Source organism: Rathayibacter sp. VKM Ac-2929 (assembly GCF_022815495.1).
Classification (GTDB): Bacteria; Actinomycetota; Actinomycetes; order Actinomycetales; family Microbacteriaceae; genus Rathayibacter; species Rathayibacter festucae.
The window spans coordinates 429,846-455,112 of record NZ_JALGRV010000003.1 but is presented as its reverse complement, the minus strand read 5'-3'; the positions used below and the strand labels follow the sequence as shown (position 1 = coordinate 455,112).

The window sequence follows — 25,267 nt, the reverse complement described above, 5'->3', positions numbered from 1 at the left end:
GCGTCGTCTCCTCGTGTCGTCCGGCTCGGGTGGGCTGCTCAGTGGATCAGGGCGTCAGCGGATCAGGACAGGATCCGCATGGCCGAGATGTCCCAGTAGCCCGAGAACACCGAGGTGGCGAAGCCGGAGCGGGCCACGTAGCGGTGCGTGTCGGTGATCAGCGGCGTCATGTCGACGCGCTCGAGGATCGTCTTCTGGGCGGCGAGCAGGTTCTCGCACTGCGTCTCGGTGTCCGAGGCGGCCATCGCGGCCTCGTAGTAGGCGACGCCCTCGGGGTTGTCGCTGGAGGAGACGTTCGTGCCGCCGTCCGCGTAGGTCGGGCCGAGGTAGCGGGCGATCGTGGTGTGGATGAGGCCGGGGCCGGCGTTCTCCGCCGCGATCGCGACGTCCCAGGTGGCGGGCTCGGTGCGCATGGCCTTCGACCAGTCGGCCGGGTCGAGCGCCGAGACGGTGACGGTGGCGCCCGCGGCGCGGAGCGACTCGGCCAGGTAGTCGGCGGCCGGGTCCCAGTTCGACATCATCAGCAGGCGGATCGACTGACCGGTGAGCTCGGGCGTCGCGGCGGCGGGGTCGTACTTCTGCACCAGCGACTCGTCGTCCAGCGCGCAGCGGTAGCTCGCCGCGTTGACGGTGTACTGCGGCACGCCGAGGCCGTCGAGGCCGGCCGAGTTGAAGCCCTGGGTGTCGATCGCCTGGGCGACCGCGGCGCGGAGGTCCTCCTTGCCCTCGAAGATCGAGCCGGAGCCGGGGGCCTCGTTGAAGACGAGGTTGTAGGCCGAGCTGGCGAAGGTGACGGTCGTGTAGGCGGGGTCGTCCTCGAAGCGCAGCGCGTTCGAGTCGTAGAAGCGGGCCAGGTCGACTCCGCCGGACTCGAGCAGGTTGGCGCTCGTGTTGGAGTCGGACTGCACGGTGAGGTTGATCGTCTTCGCGGGCTCGCCCTCGACGTCCTGCCAGTCGGGCCAGGCGTCGTAGTCGTCGCGCAGCGTGTAGGCGGCGCTGACGCCGGCCGAGAGGTTCGAGAGCATGTACGGGCCGGACCAGGCGCCGTCGACAGTGCCCGCGGCGAGGCCCTCGGTGTCGGCGAGGCCGGCGGGGCAGATGATGCCGGTGCCGGGGCGGGTGACGCCGCCGAGCAGCTGCGAGTAGGGCTGGCTGAGCGAGATCGTCAGCGTGCCGGCCGCGTCGTCGGGGGTGAAGGTCGCGTCGCCGGAGCCGAAGGCCTGGTTCTTCCAGGTCAGCGCGCCCGAGTCGTCGAGGCCGGTGAGGTACGTGAAGGAGTCGGCGACGACGGTCGGCGTGATCGCCGTGCCGTCGGCGCAGGTGGCGTCGTCGCGGAGGGTGAACGTGTACTCGGAGGCCGAGACGGCGTTCCACTCGGTGGCGAGGCCGCCGATGTAGCCCTCGGTCTCGCCCTGGCGGAGCAGGGTGTCGAAGCCGAGGCGCGCGACGGTCACGTCGGCGTCGGCGGAGGCCTTCGCGGGGTCGAAGGTGGACGGCGCGTACCAGAGCTCCGCGTTGATGGTGTCGGTGGTGCCGGCGGTGCCGGTGGCGCTCTGCGGGGCGCTGGTGGTCCCGCAGGCGGTGAGCGCGAGGCTCGCGACGGCCGCCAGTGCGACGCCGGCGAGCAAGCTCTTCCTGACCATGGTGCTGTCCTCCAAGGGGTACGGGTGGTGCATCGGGGGCGGGGCGGAGTTGCTCGGGGGGCCGCTCAACTTGGATCCAATCTAAGGCAATGCGGATCCCATTGTGTTTCGTCGGGATTACATCTGCCGGGCGATCCCCGCGGCCCCCCCGTGCACCGTCCGCCCGCCGACCACCGTGCGCAGCACGCGCGCCCCGGCGAACTCCTCCGCCGAGCACTCCCCCGGGTCGACCGAGAGCAGCACCAGGTCGGCGAGGAAGCCGGGGCGGAGCATCCCGCGGCGGTCCTCCGCGAAGGCCGCGTGCGCCGCGCACCGCGTGTAGCCCTCGACGGCCTCGAGCACCGTGAGCGCCTGCTCCGGACCGAGCGGGTCGGGCAGTCGGCGCATCCGACGGCTCACCGCGGTCGCGACCACCCGGCGCGGGTCGAACGGGAAGTAGGGGGCGTCGGAGCCGAGCGCGATCACAGCGCCGGAGTCGCGCCAGTCGCGCATCGGGTTCACCGGGTCGGCCCGCGCGCCGAGCCGGGCGGTCAGTCCAGCCGCGTTGCTCCAGGCGATCGACGGCTGCAGCGAGGCGACGACGCCGAGCCGGGCCGCGCGCTCGCGGCTCTCGGCGGAGGGCTCGAGGTAGGCGTGGATCAGCTGGCAGCGCAGGGCGGCGATCCGCTCGGGCGGGCCCGCCGCCTCGAGGGCGTCGAGCACCTCGGCGACCGCGCGGCTGCCGACCGCGTGCACGCCCAGGCCCCAGCCGCGCTGGACGCACTCTGCGGCGAGCCGCGCGAACTCGGCGGTCGCGATCCGCTGCACGCCGTGGCTTCCGCCGGGCCAGGGCTGCTCGAGGAGGGCCTGGCCCTTCATCCCCTCGCCGTCGTAGTAGACCTTGATCGGGCCGAGGCGGAGCAGCTCGTCGCCGTCGCCGGTGCTGCCGCCGACGGTGTCGAGCAGGGCGAGCGCCTCGTCGACGCCCGGGACCGCTTCCATACCGAGCTCGGGGTAGGGCATCGCGACGACGCGCAGCGACAGCTCGCCGCGCTCGTGCGCCGCGCGGTAGGCGGCGAGCTCGTCGAGCGTGACGGCGGGGTCGATGACACCGGTGAAGCCCAGCTCGTGCAGCAGCGGCTGGATGCGGAGGAGGGCCGCGCGGCGGTCCTCGGGAGTGGGCGGGGTGTCGCCGAGCCAGTCCGGGGCGTCCGGATCGGCGTCCGCGTCGGCGAGCATCGCGGCCGAGAACGCGTCGGCGCCGGCGCCCGCGTCGAGCAGCTGCAGGGCCTTCAGGCCCGCGCGCTGGGCGTGCGAGTGCGCGTCGATGAAGCCGGGGAGGAGGGTGCCGTCGAGGTGCTCCTCGGGGGTGCCGGCGGGGGCTGCGGCGCGGACCTCCCGCAGGGTGCCGACGGCGGTGATCCGGTCGCCGTCGATCAGGAGCGCCTCGGCGAGCGGGTTCTCGGGGTCCATGGTGCGGACGCGGGCGACGAGGAGGCGGGGGGCGGTGCCGTTCTGGGACTCAGGCATCGATCGTCTCCCGGCGGTCGAGCCAGTCGTGCACGTCGGCGGCGGTGACGAGCGCGTCGCGCTGGAGGTACTCGATCGCCTCGAGGGTGGCGGCGTGCGCGCGCTCGCTCGAGCCGGCGACGCAGTCGGTGAGCACCCGGACGGCGTAGTCGTGCTGGTGCGCGTCCGCCGCCGTGTAGTGGATGCAGACGTCGGTGAGGCCGCCGACCAGCAGCAGCGTGCCGGCGCGGTAGGCCTTCAGGACGATCTCAAGCTCGGTGCCGAAGAAGGCGGAGTAGCGGCGCTTGCGGATCACGAACTCCTCGGGCCGCGGCTCGAGCCAGGACGCCAGCTCGGTGCCCGGGTCGCCCTCGAGGCAGTGCGGACCCTCGGCGCCGTCCAGCTCGCGGCCGATGTCGATCAGGTCGCGCTTGTGCACCTCCTGCACGAAGACGACCGGCACGCCGGCACTGCGGCAGTGCGCGATCAGGTCGCGCACCCGGGGTGTGCGCTCCGCCCGGCCGCTCATCACGGGGATGCCGAGGGTCGGCAGGCCCGAGGCGGCCCCGCCCTGGATGTCGACGACGAGGAGGACGGGAGTGCCGGAGACGGCGAGCATGCGGGTGGATCCTTCCGGGTGGTGCGCGGGTCGGGTGAGGTGCCCCCATGACCCCGGCGGCGCGAGGGCCGGGGCCCGTCGTCCGCCCGGCAAGTCTGACCAGGCGATCGTTCGGGCGGGGGTCGGCCGTGTTTCCCCGGGGTAAAACCTCGGGCTGCTCGGCTTGTGGAGGAGAGTCGGGCGCGGCCGCTCCATCCGCGCCCCCTGATTCCTCAAAAGTTGCGGTAGTCGCGCGCCACGACCGCAACTTTTGAAGAGTCGGCGAGCGGCGGAGGCGGCCGGCCGTCATTCCTCAGAAGTTGCGGTAGTCGCGCTCGACTACCGCAACTTTTGGAGAGTGGGTCGGGCGCGGGCCGGGGGGCTAGACCGGGCGGGCGGCGCGGCGGCGGCGGTGCGGGAGCAGGGTGGCGACGGGGACCGGAGCGAAGGCGTCGGCGACGGCGACCCAGACGGTCGCGTCGGGGGCGTGGTCGCCGAGGAGCTCGGCGCAGACGCCGCAGGGCTCGATGAGGTGGCGGGAGCCGGCCGGGCGCTGCAGCACTCCGACGATCGAGACGACCGGGGAGCCGGCGACGACGGCGGCGCTGAGGGCGGCCGACTCGGCGCAGACGGAGGCCCGGCCGGCGCTCGCCTCGACGTGCAGGCCGGTCACGATCCGCCCGTCCGCGAGGCGGAGGGCGGCCGCGACCTCGTGGACGCCGGTCCGGTAGCGCGCGTCGAGGATCGCCGAGGCCGCCTCGAGCAGCTCGCGGTCCGGCGCGGACATCCCCGCGGGAGGCCCGTCGAGCACCGGCCGATCGAGCACCGGGCTCTCCGGCGCGGAAGGCCCCGACTCCGCCCCCTCGGTCACGACCAGCCCAGGATCCGCGCCATGTTGCCGCCCTCGACCAGCGCGCGGTCGGCCTCGTCCGGGATCGCCTTGGCGATCTTCATCCGCTCGAGGTCGAAGTCGCTGCCCGGCCACTCGGAGCCGAGCAGGATCTTCTCAGCGCCGAGCCGGGCGTAGGCGCGCTTGACGTCGGACATCAGCGTCGCCGAGGTCTCGAGGTAGACGTGCGGGTTGCGCTCGGCGACGATGATCGCCTCGGGCACGTTCCAGACCGCGCCCATGTGGGCGATGATCGTCGGCACTCCGGGGAAGCCCTTCGCGATCTCCTCGATGGCGAACGGCGCGCAGAACGCGTCGTCGAGCGCGTTGATCAGCACGGGCAGGCCGAGCTCGTCGCAGACCGCGAACAGCGGGTCGAGCAGCCCGTGATCGGCGACGTGGTAGCCGTGCAGGCTGGGGTGCAGCTTGAGCCCGACCAGGCCGGCGTCGGCGAAGCGGCGGATCTCGTCGGTCGCGTTCTCCCACTGCGGCATGACCTGGCCGAAGCCGAACAGCCGGTCGGGGTGCGCCTTCACGAGGTCGATCAGGAAGTCGTTCTCGATGCCCTGCGCGAGGGAGCAGACCATCGCGCGGTCGACGCCGGCGGCGTCCATCCGGTCGAGGATGCGCTTCGGGTCGAACGGGGTGTAGGCCGGGGGCTGCTCGCCGGGGCGGACCCCGCTGAGGTAGTCGCTGCGGCCTCGGCGGTCCTGAGTGGTGTTGTACGCGTCGATGATCATGCGGCGTCTCCTTCTTCCGGTGTGGTGCGGGGGTGTCGTGCGGGGTGTTGTGCGGCGGGCGGCGTGTTGTTCGGGGGCGGGGCGGGCTGCTCAGCCGACCGCGGCCATCGCGCCCATGGCGACGAGCGCGGCGAGGGAGGCGAGCCTCCGGGCGGTGTCGAGGCGGCCGGGGCGTCCGGCGAGGGCGACGCGGAGCGTGCACGCCGCGTAGACGGCGACGGCGGCGCCGAGCGGCAGGGCGAGTCCGCCGCCGTGCGCGTGCCCGGCGCCCGCGAGCGGACCGGCACCCGCGGTGGGCGCGGCATCGGCGAGGAGCACGAGGACGGCGGCGAGCAGCATCCCGACCGCGTGCAGCGCGTCGGCACCGTGCCGCCGCACTCCCCGGCCTCGGCGCACCCGGTCGACGAGGGCGGCGACGAGCGCGCAGCCCGCGAGCAGCGCGGACCAGAGCGGCGCGGGCAGGAGGTGCAGGGCGGGCAGGTGCACGTCGAGCATCGCGGCGAGCATGGCCGCTTCGGCGACGAGCCAGCCGCGGCCCACTCCCCGCCAGCCGGCGAGACCGAGCGCGAGGGAGCTGGCGGCGCCCGCGAGCATCACGACCAGCAGCACGTCCACGCCGGCCTCCAGACCTCGATCGGTCGCCACGGCGGACAACATTGGATCCAATCTAGGGCTGTGCGGATCCATGGGTCAAGCCGGACGCAGGAGTGGGCTCGCCGTTCGACGACACCGACCCTCGCGTGGGATCCAATACCTGCAATGATTGGATCCCGGCCGACCTGGCCGCTGATAGGAGGGGATCATCGCGTGACGACCCAGGGCGACAACGCACTCGTGGACGATCTGGCCGCCCGGATCCGGGCGAAGATCATGTCCGGCGAGATCCCGATCGGCGCCCCGCTGCGCCAGGCCGAGCTCGCGACGCAGTTCGGCATCAGCCGCACCCCGGTCCGCGAGGCGCTGCGCCAGCTGCAGACCGGCGGGCTGATCGAGGTCGTCCCCAACCGCGGCGCCGTCGTCCGCGTGCCGGTGCCGTGGGAGGTGCGCGAGGCCTACGAGGTGCGCGCCGAGCTGGAGTCGCTGGCCGCCCGCCGCGCGGTCGACCGCCTGGACGATGCGACGATCGCCGAGCTCCGCTCCGTCAACACCGCCATGTACGAGCGCTCGCTCGCCGTCGCCGCCGGCACCGCCGCCGAGCGCGACGGCAGCGCCAACGACCAGTTCCACGGGCTGATCTACCAGGCCTCGGGCAACACCCGCCTCAGCCGGATGCTGATCGAGATCAACGACGCCTTCCCGCGCAACGTCTCGGGCCTGGTCCTCCGCGAGAACTCGCGCCACCGCGAGGAGAACTTCCGCGAGCACGAGCAGATCGTCGAGGCCTTCGTCGCCGGCGACCGCGAGCGCGCCGCCGCGATCATGCGCGAGCACGTCCTCCGCGCGGGCGAGCACCTCGCGCACTGGTACGAGCGCCGCTCCTCGACGGTGTTCACGGGCTGAGGGGCGGAGTCGGCCGCACAACATCAGCTGAGAAGGGTGGGCCTCCTCCCACAGAGGAGGCCGGGTGCTCTCAGCTGATGTCGTGTGGCGGAGTCAGCTCCGCGGCACCGTCGACCCGCGGATCAGCAGCTCCGTCGGCAGCAGCGTCGCCCGCGGAACGTCGTCGCCGGCCAGCAGCCGCACCAGGACCTCGGCCATCGCGTCGCCGAGGCCGGCGGCCGGCTGGCGGACGGTCGTGATCGGCGGCTCGGCCGCCTCCGAGGAGTAGTCGCCGTCGAAGCCGGCGAGCGCCACGTCGCCCGGCACGCTCAGGCCGCGCTCGCGCAGCACCGCCAGGGCGCCGGAGGCCATCTGGTCGTTGGAGGCGAAGACCGCGTCGATCGGGCGGCCGGAGTCGAGCAGGCGCCGCATCGCCTCGGCGCCGTCCCGCGGCGAGTAGTCGCCGATCTCGACGAGCGAGGCGTCCAGGCCCGCCGCCTCGACGGTCGCGCGCCAGCCCGCGAGGCGGTCGATCGCGCCGGGCATGTCCTGGCGGCTCGCGATCATCGCCGGGGCGCGCCTGCCGAGGCCCAGCAGGTGCTCGGTGACCTGGCGCGCCGCTCCGACGTTGTCGACGTCGACGAAGTGGCTGTCGTGGTCGTCGAGGCTGAGCGGGCGGCCGCCGAAGACGAGGGGGACGCTCGCGCCGATCCGGGCGTAGGAGTGGTCGCCGCTGTGGTGCGACACCACGAGGGCGCCGTCGACGTTGCCGCCGAGGAGGTAGCGGCGGGTCTTGTCGGGCGTCGCCTCGGAGGCGATCACGATGTTGAGCATGTAGTCGGTCGCGGCGAGGCGGGTCGCCGCACCTTGCACGACGGCGGCGAGGAACGGGTCGCCGAAGACCTTGCCGATCGACTCGGGCACCAGCAGGGCGAGGACCTGGGTCCGCCGGCTGGCGAGCGAGCGCGCCGCGCGGTTGGGCACGTAGCCGAGCTGCTCGATCGCGAGGCGGACGGCGGCCTGCGCCTCGGCCTTCACCTTCGGCGAGTCGTTGACGACCCGGCTGACCGTCGCCCGGGACACTCCGGCGAGCGCGGCGACGGCCTCGAGCGTGGGTGCGGCCGGTGCGGTGTCGTGACTCATGCGTGCCTCTCGAGCGGTGGACCCCCGGGCCCGAGAGTAGCCGAGCGGGCGCGTGCCCTTCGAGACACCTCCGGGGGTCCGCTCGCACTACGGCCATAGCGGGCTTCCCATGCTGATCGAGTAGGCCGCGCAGCGGGCTTCCTTGCGATCGAGCAGGCCGCGCAGCGGGCTTCCTTGCGATCGAGCAGGCCGCGCAGCGGGCTTCCCATGCTGATCGAGTAGCCCGCGCAGCGGGCGTATCGAGATCCACCATCGCCGGAAGTCGAGTCTGCAGACCCGCCCTGCTGAGGACGGCGGGTCTCGATACGCCCCTTCGGGGCTACTCGACCAGCATGCTGGCGGGCGACTCCTCCGAGGAGATCCGCTGCGGGAGGAGCTCCCGGGGTCAGCCCTTGACTGCGCCGCCCATGATGCCGGCGATCAGCTGCTTGCCCGCCAGCACGAACAGCACGAGCAGCGGGATGATCGACAGCACCGCGCCGGCCAGCACGATCGAGTAGTCGACGTAGTAGCCCGACTGCAGCTGCGACAGGGCGGTCTGCAGCGTCGGGTTGGTCGGGCTCAGCACGATCAGCGGCCAGAGGAAGTCGGTCCACGCCATCATGAAGGTGAACAGCGCGAGGATCGCCATCGCGGGCCGCGCGGCCGGCACCGCGACGGTCAGGAACGTCCGGAACTGGTTCGCTCCGTCGACCCGCGCCGCCTCGATCAGCTCGTCCGGGATCACGTCCACCAGGTACTGCCGCATGAAGAACACGCCGAACGCGGTGACCAGCGTCGGCACGATCACGGCGCCGAGGGTGCCGGTCCAGCCGAGCTGCCGCATCAGGATGAACAGCGGGATGATGCCCAGCTGGGTCGGGATCGCCATGGTCGCGATCACGGTGATCATCAGCCCGTCCCGCCCGCGGAAGCGCAGCTTCGCGAAGGCGTAGCCCGCCAGGGTCGAGAACGAGACGACCGACAGCGTGATGATCCCCGAGACGACCACGCTGTTCAGCAGCGCCGTCCAGAACGGGATCGCCGTGAACACCTGCGCCGCATTGGCGAGGAAGTTGCCGCCCGGGATCAGCGGCAGCGTCTCGCCGCGGGTCGCGTTGCTCCCGCTGGCCACCACGAACGACCACCAGAGCGGGTAGGTCGAGCCGAGGATGAAGGCGCTGAGCAGGCCGTAGGTGAGGAACCCCGGGCGGTCGACGCGGCCGGCGCCGGAGGAGCGCGGGCGCCGGGCGCGACGCTCGGGCTCGGCCGCGACAGGCGCAGCGGCGGGAGCGGTGGGAATCGTCGCGGTCATCGGTCGCTCGCCTTCTGCGCCGGTCGGCGCGTGCGCGTTCTCACGCGGTTCTCGACGGACGCGATCCGCCGCGAGATCGCGAAGTTCACCAGTCCGATCAGCACGATCAGCAGGAACAGCAGCCAGGCGACCGCCGCCGCCTCGCCGAAGTTCTGCCGGAAGAACGCCATCTCCCAGAGGTAGAGGACGGTCGTCTGGAACTGGCGGTCCGAGCCGCCGATGCCGCCGGCGTTCGAGACGTCGAACAGGCGCGGCTCGGCGAAGATCTGCAGTCCGCCGATGGTGGCCGTGATGATCACGAAGATCAGGGTCGGCCGGATGCTCGGGATCGTGATCGAGGTGAAGCGGCGGAACGAGCCCGCTCCGTCGAGCGCGGCCGACTCGTGCAGGTCGCGCGGCACGGCCTGCATCGCGGCGAGCAGGATGAGGGCGTTGTAGCCGGTCCAGCGCCAGTTGACCATCGAGGCGATCGCGATGTGGCTGGCGAGGCGGTCGTTGGTCCAGTCGATCGGGGCGATGCCGACCAGGCCGAGCAGATTGTTCGCCAGGCCCTCCTGGTCGCCGAAGATGCTCGAGAAGATCAGCGCCACGGCGACGGGCGAGACGACGTAGGGCAGCAGCACGCTCATCCGCCAGAAGGTGCGGGCGCGCAGCGACTGGTCGAGTACCGCCGCGAGCACCAGGGCCACGGCGAGCTGCGGGATCGTGGAGAGCAGGAAGATGCTCAGCGTGTTGCCGATCGAGTTCCAGAAGAAGCGGTCGCCGAGCACCGCGGCGAAGTTGCCGAGGCCGACGAAGTCGCCCTGGCCCTGCAGCAGCTGCCAGTCGTAGAGCGAGACCACCAGCGTGTAGACGAGGGGGAAGGCTCCCGTGATCGCGAAGAGCAGGAAGAACGGCGAGATGTAGAGGTAGGGCGACGCCTTGACGTCGAAGCGGCTCATCCGCTGCCGCGCGGTCAGCGGCAGGCGGGGCGCGGGGCGGCGGCCGGGAGGCGGCGCGGCCGACGCGGTCGGCGGGGTCAGGGTGCTCGTCATGGGTCGCTCTCGTCGGTCGCTCTCGTGGGGGACGCGTTCGTGGGACACGTCGTCGGACGCGTCATGGGAAGGGGAGGGAGGGCCCCCGCCCGGCCTGCTACCGGACGGGGGCCCTGTCTGAGGGGAGCGGGTCAGTCGACCAGCTCGTCGAGGAGCGAGAGCGCCTCGTCCCAGCCCTTGTCGCCGTCGAGCTCGCCGCGGTCGACCTTCTGCAGGACCGGGCCGAAGACGTTCTCCTGGATCAGCGAGTCGTCCGGACCCTTGTACTGGGCGACGACGCCCTGGGCGCGCTCGGCGAGGATCGCGCCGGTCGGCGAGCCGTTCAGCGCCGGGTCGGGCGCGGCGGCGGAGGCGAGCTGCTCCTGGGCGGAGACGGTGCTCGGGAACGGACCGGTCGCGTCGAACGCGGCGATCTGCTGCTCCGGCTCGCTCAGCCACGAGGCGAGCTCCGCCGCCTCCGCGGGGTGCTTCGACTGCGTCGGGACGGAGAGGAACGAGCCGCCCCAGTTGGCCGCGCCGCCGGGGAAGACGTCCGCGAAGTCCCAGCCCGTGGCCTCGGGATCGCCGCCGCCGGCCTCGACCTGCGCCTTCACCTGGCCGAGCATCCAGCCCGGGCAGACGAACGTCGCGAAGGTGCCGTCGTTGAAGGACTTGCCCTTGTTCCAGTCCCAGGCCTTCTGCGCGGCCGAGAGTCCGGAGGCGGCGCCGTCGGTGATCCAGCCCCAGCGCTCCTGCAGCTCGGCGTTGCCGTCGATGTTCAGCTCGCCGTCGGCGGTGTAGTAGCCCTCGGGGAGCTGGTTCACCATCGCGTTCCAGACGAAGCCGGACTGGTCGTACCAGGCCTTGCCGGTCGCGTCGTGGTACTGCTTGCCGGCCGCGAGGTAGTCCTCCCAGGTCGCGTCCGCGCCGCCGAGCAGCTCCGCGACGGCGGCGCGATCGGTGGGCAGGCCCGCGGCCTCGAAGGCGGCGGTGCTGTAGCAGAGGCCCTCGGGGCCGATGTCGGTGCCGTAGCCGATGACGCGGCCGTCGGGGTCGACCGCCTGCTCGTACTTCCAGTCGACCCAGTCGGCCTTGCGGTCCTCGATGCCGTGGTCGCGGAGGTCGACGAACTGGTCGGAGACCTCCATGATCGAGCCGAGCCAGCCCTCCTCGATGGCGACGACGTCGGCGAGGCCGGAGCCCGCGGCGAGCTTGGTGAACGCGTCGGTCCGGGCGTTGCCGCCGGTGTCGATGTTGTTCGGGACGATCGTGACGCCCGGGTGGGCGGCCTCGTACTCGGCGTAGAGGTCGTCGAACCCCATGGCGCCGAACGTGGTCACGGTCAGTTCGATGTCGCCGTCCTCGGCCGCTCCGGATCCGGACGAGCAGCCGGAGACGAGCAGGGCCAGGGTGGCGGCGCCGGCGATCGCCGTGGCGATCCTGGCGCGTCGTGATTCGAGCACGGTCACTCCTTCGTGATGGGTGTCAGGGCACCCCTGGGGGCGCTCCCACGGTGCTGTGCTGCCGTGTGTGAGAGCGCTCTCACGAGGTGTGAGGCGAGCATACGGAGCGGGTCGCGGGGAGGTCAAGACTTTTGTGAGAGCGCTCTCTTTTGCGGTCGTGGCGGGTCCTGGAGGAGGTTCGGCTCGCGGAATCGGCCTCGGCACGCGGAATGCAGCGGGAACCGCGAGCCGGAGGCGGTTCCGCGAGCCGGAGGTGACGCCGGGCGATCTCCGGCACGCGGAACAGCCCTGGGCTCGTGGAAACCGGACGAAACAACGGGCCGGAGCGGAGTCCGCGAGCCGGAGATGTGCGAGCCCGAGATCCGCCGGGACCCCGGGCGGCCCTGAACGGTTCCGGACGGTTCCGGCACACGCCCGGCACGGTTCCGACACGCGGAACGGCCCTCGGCACGCGGAAACCCGGCAGAACTGCGAGCCGGAGGTGATCCGACGAGCCGGAGTCGGCCCAAGGCGCCTTCGGCACGCGGAACCACCCTCGGCACGGAGAAACCCGCGGAAACGACGAGCCGGAGCCGACCTGGCGAGCCGCAGGTGACTCCGGAGCGACTCCGGCTCGTGGAATCACCTCCGGCACGCGGAAACCGGGTGGAACAGCGAGCCGGAGGTCGGCTCACGAGCCGGGGGCGGCTCCCGCGTCGATCGCGGCGTCTCGGGTCCGCCTCTTGACGTGGAACTTGTTTTTCACAAGCATGAGCGCAGACGCCGCAGTCCGCGGCTCCGCCGAGAAGGAGAGACTGCCATGCCCTCGATGTTCGTCAACCTGCCCGTCACCGACCTCGAGCGCGCGAAGGCGTTCTACGTCGCACTCGGCTTCTCGATCAATCCGGCGTTCTCCGACCACAACGCGGCCTGCGTCGTGGTGGAGGAGGACCACAACTACTTCATGATCCTGGTGCGCGAGTACTTCCAGACCTTCAGCGACCTGCCGATCGGCGACCCGGCCGTGAACCCCTCCGTCTCGACCGCGATCTTCCTCGACACCCGCGAGGCCGTCGACGCCACCGTCACCGCCGGGCTCGCCGCGGGCGGCTCCGAGTCGCGGCCCGCCTCCGACTACGGCTTCATGTACCAGCGCCAGGTCGCCGACCCCGACGGCAACCTGCTCGAGTTCGGCTGGATGGACCCGGTCGCCGCGGCGCAGGGCCCGGAGGCGTTCACCGGCGAGCAGGCCTGAGGGCGATGGCCGCACGCGACTACGGGCAGTACTCGGCGCTCACCCGCGCGGTCGAGCTGGTCGGCGAGCGCTGGGCGCTGCTGATCGTCCGGGACCTGCTGGTCGGGCCGCGCCGCTACAGCGAGCTCGCGCAGGGGCTCGCGCGCATCCCGAGCAACGTGCTGGCCGGCCGGCTGAAGGAGCTGCAGGCGGCCGGGATCATCCGGCGGGCGCCGCGCTCGCGCATCATCGTCTACGAGCTGACGCCCTACGGCCGCGAGCTCGAGCCGATCGTGCTCGCGCTCGGCGCCTGGGGGTTCAAAGCGCTGGGCGATCCGCGCGAGGAGCAGGTGATCACCCCGGACTCGATGACGGTCGACCTGCGCACTGCGTTCCGGCCGCAGGTCGCGGCCGAGCTGCCGGCGACGGTGTACGCGGCGCAGGTCGGGCCGGCCGGGCTGCTGATCCGGGTCGACGGCGCGGCGCTGGACGTCTCGCGCGGCGAGGTGCCGGGCGGCGAGGCTCCGGTGGATCTCGCGTTCTCTACTGGCGCGGACATCCGACTGCTGCTCTCGGGCGAGCTCGCGCCGGAGCGGGCGATCGCGACCGGCGCGGTCACGGTGCTCCGCGGGCGGGACGCGCTGCTCGGGCGCTTCGCGAGCACGTTCCACCTCGCGGCGTGACGCGCGGCACTGCGGTCGCGCACCCGCGGAGCGGGCCCCGTGCATGCTGATCGAGTAGTCCGCGCAGCGGACGTATCGAGATCCACCGCCGCTCGGAGGGTGGGTCTCGGTACGCCCCTCCGGGGCTGCTCGACCAGCGTGCGGCGGCGCGTCCGGGGCTGCTCGACCAGCATGGGGGCTGCTCGACCGGCATGCGGGCGGAAGGGCTGGCCGCTGAGCGAGGGGCGGGTGGCCGCGCAGGGCGCCTCCGGGGCCGCGCGGCCGGGAGCCGACTGGGCGCGCGGCTCCCTCGGCGCCGGCGGGTGCTGGAGTGGCGGTTGCCCTCGCGCGCCGCGGGGCCGTCCCACGACCCGCGGAGGAACCCCCATGCCGTCATCGAAGCCCGCCAGCCGCACCACGAGTGAGCAGCGGAAGGAGCACGCCGAGCAGTACTCCGCCGCGGCGCGCTACGCGTCCGAGGCGTTCGGCACGTTCCTGCTCGTCGCGGGCGGCGTGGGCACGGCGATCTTCGCCTCCGCCTTCCCGGACAGCGGCAACGCACTCGGCGTCGGCTTCCTCGGCGTCGCGCTCGCCTTCGGGCTCACGCTGGTCGCCGGGATCTACGCCGTCGGCCACATCTCGGGCGGCCACTTCAACCCGGCCGTCTCGATCGGCTTCGCCCTCGCGGGGCGGACGTTGTGGCGGCACATCCCCGGCTACATCGTCGCCCAGATCGTCGGCGGAATCGCGGGCGCCGGAGTCGTCGCGCTGATCGCGGCCGACGGGCCGGCCGGCTACTTCGACGCCGCCCGCGACTCCGGCTTCGCCTCGAACGGCTACGGCGCCGCCTCCCCCGGCGGCTTCGGGCTCGGCGCGGTGATCCTGGCCGAGGTCGTGCTGACGGCGGTCTTCGTCGGCGTGATCCTCTCCGTCACCGCGAAGCGCGAGTACAAGTCCGTCGCCCCGATCGCGATCGGCCTCACCCTGACCCTCGTGCACCTGATCAGCATCCCGATCAGCAACACCTCGGTGAACCCGGCCCGCTCGATCGCGGCCGCCGTCTTCGCCGGCCCCGACGCCCTCGGCCAGGTCTGGGTGTTCCTGCTGGCGCCGCTGCTCGGTGCGGCGATCGCCGGCCTCGCCTCGAAGACGTTGCACCGCACCCGCTGACGCGCGGGGTCCGGCCGGTCGCCGCGTCGACGACGCAGAAGTTGCGGTAGCCGAGCGCGACTACCGCAACTTCTGAGGAATGGGGGCCGCCCGGTGGGCGGGGCGAGCAGCAGGACGGAGGCGGGCCCCGGGCTGTGCAGCGCTCCGGCCGTGCAGAACATCAGCTGAGGGGGCCGCTCGACCGCGATGGGCGATGAGTGCGCGTCTCGGCTGATGTCGTGTCGCACCGATCGCGCGGGATCTCGATGCGCCCGCAAGCGGGCTGCTCGATCAGCATGCAGTGGGAGCGGTCGCGACACCTTTGCTGGTCGAGTAGCCCCGGAGGGGCGTATCGAGACCACACGCGCTCAGGACGGGGGATCTCGATACGCCCGCTGCGCGGGCTGCTCGATCAGCATGCTGCGGCGGGCGCGTCAGCCGACGAGCATCGCGAAGCCCTGGGCGGGGAGGGTGACCGGGGTCGCACCCGTGGCGGGCGATTCGCTCACGAGGGTGCCGTCCTGCGCGTAGACGCGGAGGGTGCCGGTGCCGTCGACCGTGGTCGGCTGGGGCGACGCGGTCGAGTTGCGGACCAGCTCGGTGCGGCCGGTGTCGCCGACGAGGACGAGGCGCGAGACGACGGGGCGGACCAGCAGGGCGTCGAGCTTCGTCTCGCCGGAGAGGGCGCGGACCTCGACGGTGGTCGCGCTCGCGGGGAGGGTGCGGCGGAGCTTCTGCGGCAGCAGGATGCCGGACGCCTCGGTGACGCCCTGCGCGCCGACGGTGCTGGTGAGCACGTCGAGCGGGCGGCGGCCCGAGTTCCAGAGGCTGATCGGGGTCTTCTCGGTGCCGCGCTCGGCGGCGAAGATCACGGCCTCGACCAGGCGGTCCTGGGTCGCGGAGCCGACGGGGATCGTCGCGGACCGGCGCCAGTTCGAGAGCGACAGGTAGGAGCCGCTCCAGCCGGACTCGCCGGTCCAGGCCGACTCCGGGGTGACGACCGTGCCGCCGCGGGCCGACTCGGCCTCGACGAGGCGGAGGCCGTCGCGGCTCGCCTGGGTCGTGACCGCGGTCGCGCGGGCGGCGACGGACGGGTGGGCGTCGAGCGCGAGCATCGAGAGCAGCCCGTGGATGGTGCTCTCGGCGCCGCTGTTGCGGTTGACGCTGCCGTCGGCCTGGACGCCGTCGTAGGTGACTCCGGTCGCCGGGTCGTAGACGGGGGCGCCGCTGAGATTGAGCCCGAAGAACCAGGCGCCCTGCACGCCCGCGAGGTCGAGGTAGGCGCTCGAGCCGGTCGCGTCGGCGAGGGCGAGCGAGTTCTGCAGCCGGGAGTCCGCGCCGTAGGCGATCTGCACGCGGTCGGTCGGCGTCGGGTTCCAGCCGTTGTCCGGGCCGCCGGCGGTCAGCAGCTCGGGGGCGAAGCGCGCGGCGTCGACGACGGCCGGCTCGAGGAGCGACGCGTCGCCGAGCGCGACGGACGAGGCGGCCAGGCCGCCCGCCATCTGCGAGGACCAGGAGTGCCAGAGCGAGCGCGACTTCGTCCAGGGCAGGATCGCGCCGTACGGCCAGGAGGTGGTGTCGCCTTGAGTCGTGGTGCGGGCGTAGGCGGCGACGCCCTCGGCGAGCTTCGCGGTGCTGGCGCGCACAGCGGCGTCGTCGGGTGCGGCCGCGACGTAGGCGGAGAGGCCGAGCAGGGCCTCCGCGGTGGCGTCGGCGCCGTCGACGATCAGCCAGGCGGGCACGTCGACGCCGTCGGCGACCGCGTACTCGCCGTAGCGGGTGAGCACCTCGCGGTCGACGGCGGAGACGCCGAGGCGCAGGCGCTCCTGCAGGAAGGCGGCGAAGTCGGGGTCCTCGTCCTGGAACGCGGCGTAGCCCTCGCCGAGCGCCCAGAGGGTGCGGGCGAGCCAGTAGCTGTCCTCGGAGTCGCTCGGGTCGGGCAGCTCGACGGGCTCGGCGCTGGGGTTCAGCTCGCCGTCGGGCTGCATCCAGAGGACGACGTTGCCGGCGTCGTCGCCGTCAGTGGTCTGGAAGTAGGCGAGCGAGCGGAGGGTCTCGTAGGCCTTGTCGCGGCTCGCCGTCGAGCCGGTCTGCTGCCAGTGCCGGAGGTAGACGACGGCGGCGCGGGAGACGTCGTCGGTGTTGTAGGCGCCCTGCGCCCAGTCGCCGGTCGCCGGGTCGAGTGGGCCGCCGCCGACGCGCTCGAAGGTGCCGCCGTCGCGGGCGTCGGCGTAGGTCCACGGGAGTACGAGATCCGGCTCCTCGGCGAGGCGGTAGGTGCTGTGGCCGGGCTGGGGCTCCGGCGTGGCGGTGTCGAGCAGGAAGTCGAGGTGCGCGGTGTTGGTCAGCGGCTCGGCGGCCTGGGCGGGGGCCGCGCCGACGGCGAGGCCTCCGGCGACGAGGGCGGTCGCGGCCAGGACGGCGGCGGCGCGGGGTCTGAAGTTCGTCATTGAACTCTCTCCTTGAAGGGGGGTGGTGGCTGGGGGTGGGGGATCTCGATACGCCCGCTGCGCGGGCTACTCGATCAGCATGAAAAGGCGCCCGCGGCGCGGGCCCGGAGGGGCATCGCCCGCGGGGCTCGGAGGGGCGACTGCATGCTGGTCGAGTAGCCCCGGAGGGGCGTATCGAGACCCGGCGCCTGCAGGACGGTGAATCTCGATACGCCCGCGGAGCGGGCTACTCGATCAGCATGAAACGGCGCCCGCCACGCGGGCTCCTCCGCGCCTACTCGTCCGTGCGGAGCAGGCGGGCCGCGCCGATCTTGGAGTCGGCCATGCCGTAGAAGACGTAGTGGCGGCCGTCGATCTCCTCGATGGCGGTGGGGAAGACGACGTTGGGGACGATGCCGCTGCGCTCCTCCTCGGTCTCGGCCTCGAGCAGCGGCTCGGAGGTGCGGGCGATCACCTTCGAGGGGTCGTCGGCGTCGAGGAGGATGGCGCCGGCCGCGTAGTTGACGTGCTGCTGCTGCGAGAAGGCGCTGTCGATGGTGCCGGTGACGCCGTGGTGCAGCAGGAGCCAGCCCTCGGGCACCCGCAGCGGCACGGGGCCGCCGCCGATCTTCAGCTCCTCGTAGGCGAACTCGGGGCCCGCGACGAAGCGGTGCCGGGTCCAGCGCGTCAGGTTCGCCAGGTCGCGGTCCACCTCGTCGACCGGCACGTAGCTGATCCAGATGCTCTGCCGCGGGTCGTCGACGCCCGCGGGCAGCCGCACGCCCTCCCCCGGCCGGGTCTCGCCGAGGTCCCACATCGGCCGGTGCAGCACCGCGAACGAGCGCGTGCCGTCCGGCGCCGCGACGATCTCGGGGAAGAACACCGTGTCCTTGTTGTGGAAGAGCCCGAGGTCGATGTCGAGGTCGTCGTCGTAGGCGAAGGTCACCGGGCCGAGGCGCCGCCACTCGCGCAGGTCCTCCGAGACGGCGAGCGCCGTCCGCGGCCCGAGCGGCCCGTACGCGACGTAGGTCATCACGTGCAGGCCCAGCGCCTCGATGAAGGTGACCCGCGGATCCTCGACGCCGGAGTGCGTCGCCCCGCGCTCGAAGGCGCGGTCGGGCGCCAGTACGACGCCCTGGCGCTCGACGCCGACGGGCACGCCGTCCTCGACGAGCACGCGGGCCAGGCCGATCCGCGAGACATTGCCGGCGGCGACCATCCGGGGCAGGAGGTACAGCTCGCCGTCGGGTCCGTGTCCGCTGCCGGGGTTGAGCACCCCCTCGGCCTCGAGCGGCTCGCCGGGGAGCGGCTCCATCACGACGCCGACGCGCTCGAGGCGGTACGGGACGGCGGTGCGGGTGGTGGCGGTGGTGGTGCCGGGGGTGGGAGTCATGGTCATCCTTTCACTCCGGATCCGAGATCCGTCGAGACGAAGTAGCGCTGGAACACGATGAAGAGCACGACGACGGGGGCGGCCAGCACGACGGCGCCCGCGAGGATCGCGCCGAACGGGTTGTCGGTCGACGACGCGACGTTGGAGATGTAGTTGGCGAGGGACACGGCGAGCGGCTGCAGCGACGCGTCCTTCGTGATCAGGAACGGCCAGAGGAACTCGTTCCAGGGGCCGATGAAGGTGAGCAGCACGGCCGTGACGAGCGCGGGGCGCACCAGCGGCAGCGCGATGTTCCACAGCAGCTTGATCTCGCCGGCCCCGTCGATCCGCGCGGCCTCGAACAGCTCCTTGGGCAGCTGCAGGAAGTACTGCCGGAAGATGATCACCGCCGTCGAGTTGATCGCGAACGGCAGGATCATGCCCAGGTGGCTGTCCGCGAGTCCGTAGTCGCGGGCGATCAGCACGTAGAGCGGGATCTGCAGCAGCTGGAACGGGATGACCTGCACCAGCAGCGCGAGTGCGAACACGGCGTTCCGGCCGCGCCACTCGAGCATCGCGAGTGCGTAGCCCGCCAGCACCCCGAAGACGATCGTGCAGAGCAGCACGCCGCCGGTGAAGATCCCCGAGTTGATCAACCCGGTGAGCAGGTTGATCCGCTCATTGACGTTCACGTAGTTGTCGAGGGTGAGGTTGCCCGCCTCGGGGATCGCCCCGGCCAGGGTGGGGTCGGGGTCGGTCTGCAGCGAGCCGATCACCATGTAGTAGAAGGGGAACAGGAAGACGATCGCGCCGAGCGCGAGCACCACGCCGCGCAGGATCACGGCCGATCGGCTCGAGGCCGGGCGCTTCCGCCGGGTCGGCGGGGCGGCGGCGGCGGGGACCGCGGAGGTCGCGCCTCCGGCACTGGCGAGCGTGCTCATGAGTTCCTCTCCCCGGCGAAGCGGTTCTGCAGGTAGGCGATGACGAGCACGAGCAGCACCAGCACGACGCCGATGGCCGAGGCCACGTCGGGCTGCCCCTGCTGGATGCCCAGCTGGTACATCAGCAGCACGGGTGAGGCGGAGGCGCCGTTGGGCCCGCCGCCACCGGTGAGCAGGTAGGGCTCGGTGAAGAGGTTCGCGCCGGTCACGGTGGAGACGAGCAGCACCAGCAGGGTCGCCGGCCGCACGCTCGGCACGGTCACCGACCAGAACTGCCGGATGCGGCCCGCGCCGTCGGTCGACGCCGACTCGTAGAGCTCCTTCGGCACGTTCTGCAGCGCCGCCAGGTACAGCAGGATGTAGAAGCCGAGCTGCTTCCAGGTGACGTAGAGCGCGATGATCGGCATCGCCAGCTTGTCGTTGATCAGCCAGGACGGGTCCGGCGCGAGCGGCCCGAGCAGGCTGTTCACGAGTCCGTTCCCGTTGAAGAGGAACAGCCAGACGCCGACGACCGCGACACTCGCGGTGACGTAGGGCACGTAGAAGCTGACCCGGAGGAACGTGCGCAGGTGCACGACCTTGTCCAGCGCCGAGGCGAGCAGCAGCGAGAGCACCACCGTCAGCGGCACGTTGATCACCAGGAAGATCCCGATGTTGCCGAAGGAGCGGATGACCTGCGGGCTCGAGAACGCGGTGACGAAGTTGTCGAAGCCGACGAACGGGCGCTCGACCTGCACGCCGGGGGCCGCGAAGAAGAAGTCGTGGAAGGCGATGTAGACGGAGTAGCCGACCGGGAACGCGAAGACCGCGAGCACGAACAGCAGGTAGGGGCTGCCGAGCAGCAGCCCGAACGGCTGCGGACCGAGGACGCGGCGGAGCAGGCTCCGCTTGTCCTGCGGCCGCGGGGCTCCGGCGCCCTGCGACGCCGGAGCCTTCGGGGCGAGAGTCGTCATCTCACTGCCGTCCGGCGTCTCACTGCTGGCCGGCGAGCCCGGTGACGGTCTCCGCCGCCCCGTCGAGCGCCGACTGCACGTCGCCGTCGCCGAAGATCACGGTCTTGCCCCAGGCGTCGCGGATCGCCTGCAGCATCTGCACGGTGTTCGGGCCGGAGGGCACCTCGATGGTGCGGCTCGCCTGGTCGCCGAAGCGCTGGTAGGCGGGGTTGGCCTCGAAGTAGTCGGCGTAGGTGGTCTGCAGGTCGGTGCGCAGCGGCATCTGGCCGGTGGTCTCCAGCAGCGAGCGATCCTGCTCCTCGCTGGTGGCGAACTTCAGGACGTCCCAGGCGGTGCCCTTGTTCTCGCAGGCGGAGTAGAGGCCGACGTTCTTCGCGTCGCTGAAGGTCCAGGTGTCCTCGGCGGGCGTGCCGTCGGGGGTGGGCACGGAGACGGAGCCCCAGTTCAGGTCGTCGTAGACCGAGACCGCCCACGGGCCGACGATCGACATCGCGGCCTGGCCGTCGGCGAACGCGTCGCCCTGGTACTGCTCGCGGCCGGCGAGGCCCTGGTCGTAGAGGCTCTTCCAGAAGTCGGCGACCTGGTAGCCGGCGTCGTCGGCGAAGGTGGCCTTCCCGTCCTCGACCAGCCCCGTCCCTCCGGTCGCCGCGGCGTAGAGCGGCATGAAGTCGAACTGGGTCTGGAAGAACTCGCTGGTCGGCGCGGGCTGGATCGCGGCGGGCGCGGCTCCGGACTCGACGAGGGTCTTCGCGGTGGCGGTGAACTCGTCGTAGGTGGCGAGCGACGGGTTCTCCGGATCGAGACCGGCCGCGGTGAAGATGTCCTTGTTGTAGAAGATGACGACCGGGTTGCTCTTCCACGGCATCTGGAAGTACTCGCCGTCGGCGTTCTGGTACTGCTCGGCGAGGTCGCCGCTGCGGGTCTCGATGTAGTCGACGCCGTCCTCGAACTCGGACAGGTTCACGAGTCCGCCCTGGCGCTCGAACTGGCCGACCGCGCTGGGCGCCGTGTTGAAGACGAGGCAGGGCGCGTTGCCGGCGGTGATCGCGGCGCCGATGACCTCCTCGCTGCTCTTGCCGGCCGGGATCTCCTGGCCGGTGATCTGCTCGTCGGGGTGGTCGGCGTTCCAGGCGTCGACCATGGACGTGCCCCACTGCACCTCCTGCTCGTTGTTCGAGTACCAGATGGTGATCGGGCCGGTCGCGGTCAGGTCGGTGGAGGCGCCCCCTCCCCCGCCGCTGCAGGCGGTCAGTCCGAGGGTCGCGAGCGAGGCGATGCCCACTCCGGTCAGCCAGCGTCTCTTCATCGAGGCCATGGTGTTCTCCTTGTTCTGCGCGTGCGCGGCGGTGCGCACGCGCGTCAGTGGATCGGGTTCAGGGGGTCGGGGTGCCGGTGGGTCGGGACCGCGGTGGCGCGGTCGAGTGGCGGACCACGAGTCCTGCGGGCTCGAGGTCGACGTCGGGGGCGGTGCCGTTCTCGATCAGGTCGAGGAGGGTCCGCGCGGCCGCCTCGCCCCAGCGCGCGGGCCGCGTGCGGGCCGAGGTCAGCGAGGGGTAGACGTGCGCGGCGATCTCGGAGTCGTCGAAGCCGGTGATCGAGAGGTCGTCCGGCAGGCGCAGCCCGCGGGTGTGCGCGACGCCGAGGCCGGCGATGGCCATCGGGTCGTTGGCGAAGACGATCGCAGTGGGCGGCACGGCGGAGTCGAGCAGGGTCTCGGTGGCGCTCGCGCCCTGGCCGGCGCTGAAGTCGGTGACGACGACGGGGCCCGGCTCGAGGCCGGCGTCGGCGCAGGCGCGCTCGAACGCCTCGCGGCGGCGGAGGGAGTGCAGCAGGTGACCGGAGCCGGCGACGTGCGCGATGCGGCGGTGGCCGAGCTCGGCGAGGTGCTGCACGGCGCCGGTGATGCCGGCGGTGTCGTCCATCACCACCGCGGGCGAGCTCGAGCCGTCGAGGCGGCCGAGCGTGACCGCGGGCAGGCCGAGCTCGGCCAGCAGCGCCGGGCGGGCGTCGGCCTCGCGCAGGTCGCTGAGGAAGACGCCGTCCACGCGGCGGTCGGCCGCGAGGGTGCGGTAGACCGCCTCCTCCGAGGCGCCCGGGTCGACGACGCTGAGCACCAGCACCCGGCCGTGCTCGGCGAGCACCCGCTCGACCCCCGAGATGAAGGCCGGGAAGAACGGGTCGGCGGCGATGACCTCGGGGTCGCGGGCGACCACGAGCCCGACGGCGAAGGAGACGCTGGTCGACAGCGAGCGGGCGGTGAGGCTGGGCCGGTAGCCGAGGTCGGCGGCGACGCGGAGGATCCGCTCGCGCGACTCCGGCGAGACGCCCGGCCGGTCGTTCAGCGCGAAGGAGACGAGCGCCTTGCTGACGCCGGCCGCGCGGGCGACGTCGAGGATCGTCGGTCGTGCCGCCATGGCCGTGCCTCCTGCTCGTCGTCGAGTCCGCGTCTGAACCGGTTTACTTAACCGGTTCAGGCACCGTAGCAGGCGCGTGCAGGCGGAGGGAAGCACCGGCGAGGCGCTGACCCCCGGATCGAGACCTGCGCCCGCCCGAACATGCTGGTCGAGTAGCCCCGAAGGGGCGGATCGAGACCGAACATCGCCAGCAGGGCGGGTCTGCAGACTCGCGTTCTGACGGCGATGGATCTCGAGACGCCCACTCCGCGGGCTGCTCGATCAGCATGGGGGCCCGCTGCGCGGGCACCTCGATCGGCATGCTTTCGCCAGCGGACCCGCGATGGGGCTCGCGCCGCGAGCAGGCCCCCGCCCGCGTCCACTCACGAGCGCCGACCTACGCGAGTGGACGCCTACTGGGCCCTGCGCTCCAGCAGGACCCCGTTCCGGGTCCACTCGCCGTACATGCTGGTCGAGTAGCCCCCGCAGGGGCGTACATGCTGGTCGAGTAGCCCCGCAGGGGCGTATCGAGACCCGACGTCGCCGGCAGGGCGGGACTGCGGACTCGCCTTCGGGCGGTGGTGGATCTCGATACGCCCGCTGCGCGGGCTACTCGATCGGCATGGGCCCGTCCCCGCGGGCAAGGCGTGGAGGCCCGCTGCGCGGGCTACCCATCAGCCGGGAGGCTCGCTCCGCGGGCTGCTCGATCGGCATGCAGACGGCCCGAGCCGTCGGCACGTCGAAACCCGACAGTTGCCGGAGAAGGTCTATGCATACGCATGCAGGGTGTGAGACAGTCGGTTGTCGCGACAGGCAACCCGAAACTGCCGTCGTGACGAAGACCTGAGTGGCACGGGCATCCCGAGCGGCGCACCTCGCGTGCGGCGCTGCCCCGCCGCTCTCACGCCCGCCGCCGGCCCGCCTCCTTCCGGAGCGCCCTGGCCGGCGCACCTCACCCCCAAGGACACCCTGATGAACGACACCCGCCTGCGCTCCACCCTGCCAACTCTGCCCACCTCGCCCGCCCTGCCCCGCCGCAGCGTCCTCTCCGGCGCCGCCTGGTCGGTCCCGGTGATCGCCGTCGCGATCGCCACGCCGGCCGCCGCCGCCTCGACCGCCCCCGAGGCCGACAAGGGCCCGATCACCGGCACCATCGCCTTCACGCCGGTCCAGTACCGCGGCACCCGCGCCGGCGACCGGGTCGAGTTCCCGGTGCTGACCGGTGTCGTCACCATCTCCCGCGGCCCGCTGCCGGCCAAGGTCTTCCTCAACTTCTCCGAGGTGAGCGAGGGACGCGTCGACCTGCGCCGCGACGCCGGCCGCTACGTCGCGGTCGACCCGGCGACCGGCCGCTTCGAGGTCCGCGGCGTCTACAACGCGATCGTCGGCGGCGACAACCCGTTCGGCTTCGTCTACGCGGGCGTCGAGGCGGAGGACGCCGACGGCGCCCTCTTCGGCTACACCGTCGCCGAGCTGATCGGCTGACCCGCCGACGGTCCCGCGAGGTCGGCGCGCGTCACCGGGCCAGGGCGGCCAGCTCCGCCCGGTTGTGCGCGCCGGCCTTGCGCAGCAGGTTCGACACGTGGAACTTCGCGGTGTTGCCGCTGATCCCGAGGTCGTCCGCGATCCGCTGGTTCGAGGCGCCGAGTGTGATCAGGTTCAGCACCTCGCGCTCGCGGGCGCTCAGCTCGGCGACGTCGAGCCCGTCCGGTTGAGCCGGCGGGTCGAGCGGCAGGCGGATCGACAGGGTCGAGCCCCAGCCCGCCGTCGACGCGATCGACAGCTCGCCGTCGAGGCCGCGCACGCGCTCCGCGATCGGGCGCAGCGCCTCGTCGCGGGTGGTCAGCTCGCCGCGGCCGTCGTCGCGGATCTCGACCAGCAGGTTCAGCCCGTCGCAGTCCCACTGGATCCGCACCCGCCGCGTCTGCTCCGACTCCACGAAGGCCAGCACCGCGCTCCGCACGATCGCGCGCGCCGCGTGCGCGACCTCGCCGGGCAGCGCGCGTCCCGTCGCCGGCGGCTCGACGAACTGCACGTCGAGATCGCCGAACCGCACCAGCGGGCTCAGGTCGCGCCGCAGCCGGGCGAACGCTCCGACCACCGGCTCGAGCATCGCGCTGCGCTGCTCGTCGGAGGCGGTGCGCAGCTCGACCAGCGCGTTCGCGGCGATGTCGATCGCGACGGTGCGGGCCGCCCGGTCGTCCAGGCGCTCGGCGCGCAGGGCGGCGAGCACCGACTCCAGCGCCACCGCGTGCCGGTCGGCCTGCTCGGCGACGGTGCGCGCGTGCTGCTGCAGCAGCGAGCGGGAGGCGGGGGTCTCGGCGGCGGTCTCGGCGGGCTCCATCCCTCGAACCTACCCGGCCTACCCGCACACGGCGCCACCCACCCGATCGGGTAGGCGGAAC

22 protein-coding genes are annotated in these 25,267 nt (G+C 72.5%); 5 read left to right on the top strand and 17 right to left on the bottom strand.

All coding sequences use genetic code 11. The features are described 5' to 3' along the window. Positions 1-62: 62 nt before the first annotated feature. The 6 genes from MT355_RS11215 to MT355_RS11190 form a co-directional block, all read right to left on the bottom strand. Positions 63-1,643, bottom strand: coding sequence for an ABC transporter substrate-binding protein (locus MT355_RS11215; RefSeq protein ID WP_243581556.1), 1,581 nt, complete (start codon positions 1,641-1,643; stop codon positions 63-65). A gap of 117 nt (positions 1,644-1,760) precedes the next feature. Beyond that, the gene (locus tag MT355_RS11210; protein WP_243599583.1) at positions 1,761-3,152 is read right to left on the bottom strand and encodes an amidohydrolase; all 1,392 of its coding nucleotides are present in this window, start codon (positions 3,150-3,152) and stop codon (positions 1,761-1,763) included. Continuing rightward, a complete protein-coding gene (locus tag MT355_RS11205; protein ID WP_243599582.1) occupies positions 3,145-3,750 on the bottom strand; it encodes a cysteine hydrolase family protein in 606 nt (201 codons plus the stop codon). Before MT355_RS11205 ends, MT355_RS11210 begins: the two co-directional genes overlap by 8 nt. 361 nt (positions 3,751-4,111) lie before the next feature. Beyond that, a complete protein-coding gene (locus MT355_RS11200) occupies positions 4,112-4,555 on the bottom strand; it encodes a hypothetical protein (RefSeq protein WP_243599581.1) in 444 nt (147 codons plus the stop codon). Between the two features lie 41 nt (positions 4,556-4,596). Next, positions 4,597-5,358: an amidohydrolase family protein gene (locus MT355_RS11195; RefSeq protein ID WP_123447441.1), complete on the bottom strand. Its 762-nt coding sequence runs from the start codon at positions 5,356-5,358 to the stop codon at positions 4,597-4,599. Between the two features lie 90 nt (positions 5,359-5,448). Then, the gene (locus tag MT355_RS11190; protein ID WP_243599580.1) at positions 5,449-6,003 is read right to left on the bottom strand and encodes a hypothetical protein; all 555 of its coding nucleotides are present in this window, start codon (positions 6,001-6,003) and stop codon (positions 5,449-5,451) included. 162 nt (positions 6,004-6,165) lie between these two features. Here MT355_RS11190 and MT355_RS11185 point away from each other — a divergent pair, with 162 nt between their 5' ends. Next, complete coding sequence (locus tag MT355_RS11185; RefSeq protein ID WP_207901612.1) at positions 6,166-6,858, top strand: GntR family transcriptional regulator; 693 nt, start codon at positions 6,166-6,168, stop codon at positions 6,856-6,858. A gap of 93 nt (positions 6,859-6,951) precedes the next feature. Here the strand turns inward: MT355_RS11185 and MT355_RS11180 are convergent, their stop codons facing one another. The 4 genes from MT355_RS11180 to MT355_RS11165 all read right to left on the bottom strand — a co-directional run bounded on the left by MT355_RS11180 (position 6,952) and on the right by MT355_RS11165 (position 11,750). Further along, the gene (locus tag MT355_RS11180; RefSeq protein WP_243599579.1) at positions 6,952-7,980 is read right to left on the bottom strand and encodes a LacI family DNA-binding transcriptional regulator; all 1,029 of its coding nucleotides are present in this window, start codon (positions 7,978-7,980) and stop codon (positions 6,952-6,954) included. 385 nt (positions 7,981-8,365) lie between these two features. After that, positions 8,366-9,274, bottom strand: coding sequence for a carbohydrate ABC transporter permease (locus MT355_RS11175; protein WP_123734512.1), 909 nt, complete (start codon positions 9,272-9,274; stop codon positions 8,366-8,368). Beyond that, entirely contained in the window at positions 9,271-10,308 is a 1,038-nt protein-coding gene (locus MT355_RS11170) for a carbohydrate ABC transporter permease (RefSeq protein ID WP_243599578.1), read from the bottom strand. Before MT355_RS11170 ends, MT355_RS11175 begins: the two co-directional genes overlap by 4 nt. Before the next feature lie 131 nt (positions 10,309-10,439). Then, positions 10,440-11,750, bottom strand: coding sequence for an ABC transporter substrate-binding protein (locus MT355_RS11165; protein WP_133961025.1), 1,311 nt, complete (start codon positions 11,748-11,750; stop codon positions 10,440-10,442). A 799-nt stretch (positions 11,751-12,549) separates the two neighbouring features. Here MT355_RS11165 and MT355_RS11160 point away from each other — a divergent pair. The 3 genes from MT355_RS11160 to aqpZ all read left to right on the top strand — a co-directional run bounded on the left by MT355_RS11160 (position 12,550) and on the right by aqpZ (position 14,795). After that, positions 12,550-12,984 carry a VOC family protein gene (locus MT355_RS11160; protein WP_123705888.1) on the top strand — a complete coding sequence of 145 codons (435 nt, stop codon included), beginning with the start codon at positions 12,550-12,552 and terminating at the stop codon, positions 12,982-12,984. A gap of 5 nt (positions 12,985-12,989) precedes the next feature. After that, on the top strand, positions 12,990-13,646 hold the full coding sequence (locus tag MT355_RS11155) for a helix-turn-helix domain-containing protein (RefSeq protein WP_132435434.1): 657 nt from the start codon (positions 12,990-12,992) through the stop codon (positions 13,644-13,646). 366 nt (positions 13,647-14,012) lie between these two features. Then, positions 14,013-14,795, top strand: a complete 783-nt coding sequence (gene aqpZ, locus MT355_RS11150) for an aquaporin Z (protein ID WP_243599577.1) — start codon at positions 14,013-14,015, stop codon at positions 14,793-14,795. Between the two features lie 413 nt (positions 14,796-15,208). Here aqpZ and MT355_RS11145 read toward each other — a convergent pair whose 3' ends face one another. The 6 genes from MT355_RS11145 to MT355_RS11120 all read right to left on the bottom strand — a co-directional run bounded on the left by MT355_RS11145 (position 15,209) and on the right by MT355_RS11120 (position 22,883). Then, complete coding sequence (locus MT355_RS11145; RefSeq protein ID WP_243599576.1) at positions 15,209-17,224, bottom strand: hypothetical protein; 2,016 nt, start codon at positions 17,222-17,224, stop codon at positions 15,209-15,211. A gap of 274 nt (positions 17,225-17,498) precedes the next feature. Continuing rightward, on the bottom strand, positions 17,499-18,596 hold the full coding sequence (locus tag MT355_RS11140) for a glycosidase (RefSeq protein ID WP_243599575.1): 1,098 nt from the start codon (positions 18,594-18,596) through the stop codon (positions 17,499-17,501). Between the two features lie 2 nt (positions 18,597-18,598). Further along, the gene (locus MT355_RS11135; RefSeq protein WP_123447430.1) at positions 18,599-19,516 is read right to left on the bottom strand and encodes a carbohydrate ABC transporter permease; all 918 of its coding nucleotides are present in this window, start codon (positions 19,514-19,516) and stop codon (positions 18,599-18,601) included. After that, positions 19,513-20,469, bottom strand: a complete 957-nt coding sequence (locus tag MT355_RS11130) for a carbohydrate ABC transporter permease (protein WP_123447429.1) — start codon at positions 20,467-20,469, stop codon at positions 19,513-19,515. The genes MT355_RS11135 and MT355_RS11130 overlap by 4 nt, the downstream gene beginning before the upstream one ends. A gap of 19 nt (positions 20,470-20,488) precedes the next feature. Next, positions 20,489-21,784, bottom strand: a complete 1,296-nt coding sequence (locus tag MT355_RS11125) for an extracellular solute-binding protein (protein ID WP_279396360.1) — start codon at positions 21,782-21,784, stop codon at positions 20,489-20,491. A 58-nt stretch (positions 21,785-21,842) separates the two neighbouring features. Beyond that, positions 21,843-22,883, bottom strand: a complete 1,041-nt coding sequence (locus MT355_RS11120; RefSeq protein ID WP_243599573.1) for a LacI family DNA-binding transcriptional regulator — start codon at positions 22,881-22,883, stop codon at positions 21,843-21,845. 951 nt (positions 22,884-23,834) lie between these two features. On the opposite strand from MT355_RS11120, the gene MT355_RS11115 reads away from it, so the two are divergent. Next, complete coding sequence (locus MT355_RS11115; protein WP_243599572.1) at positions 23,835-24,347, top strand: hypothetical protein; 513 nt, start codon at positions 23,835-23,837, stop codon at positions 24,345-24,347. 31 nt (positions 24,348-24,378) lie between these two features. On the opposite strand, the gene MT355_RS11110 is transcribed toward MT355_RS11115, so the two are convergent. Further along, positions 24,379-25,206 carry a response regulator transcription factor family protein gene (locus MT355_RS11110; RefSeq protein WP_243599571.1) on the bottom strand — a complete coding sequence of 276 codons (828 nt, stop codon included), beginning with the start codon at positions 25,204-25,206 and terminating at the stop codon, positions 24,379-24,381. Between the last annotated feature and the right edge of the window lie 61 nt (positions 25,207-25,267).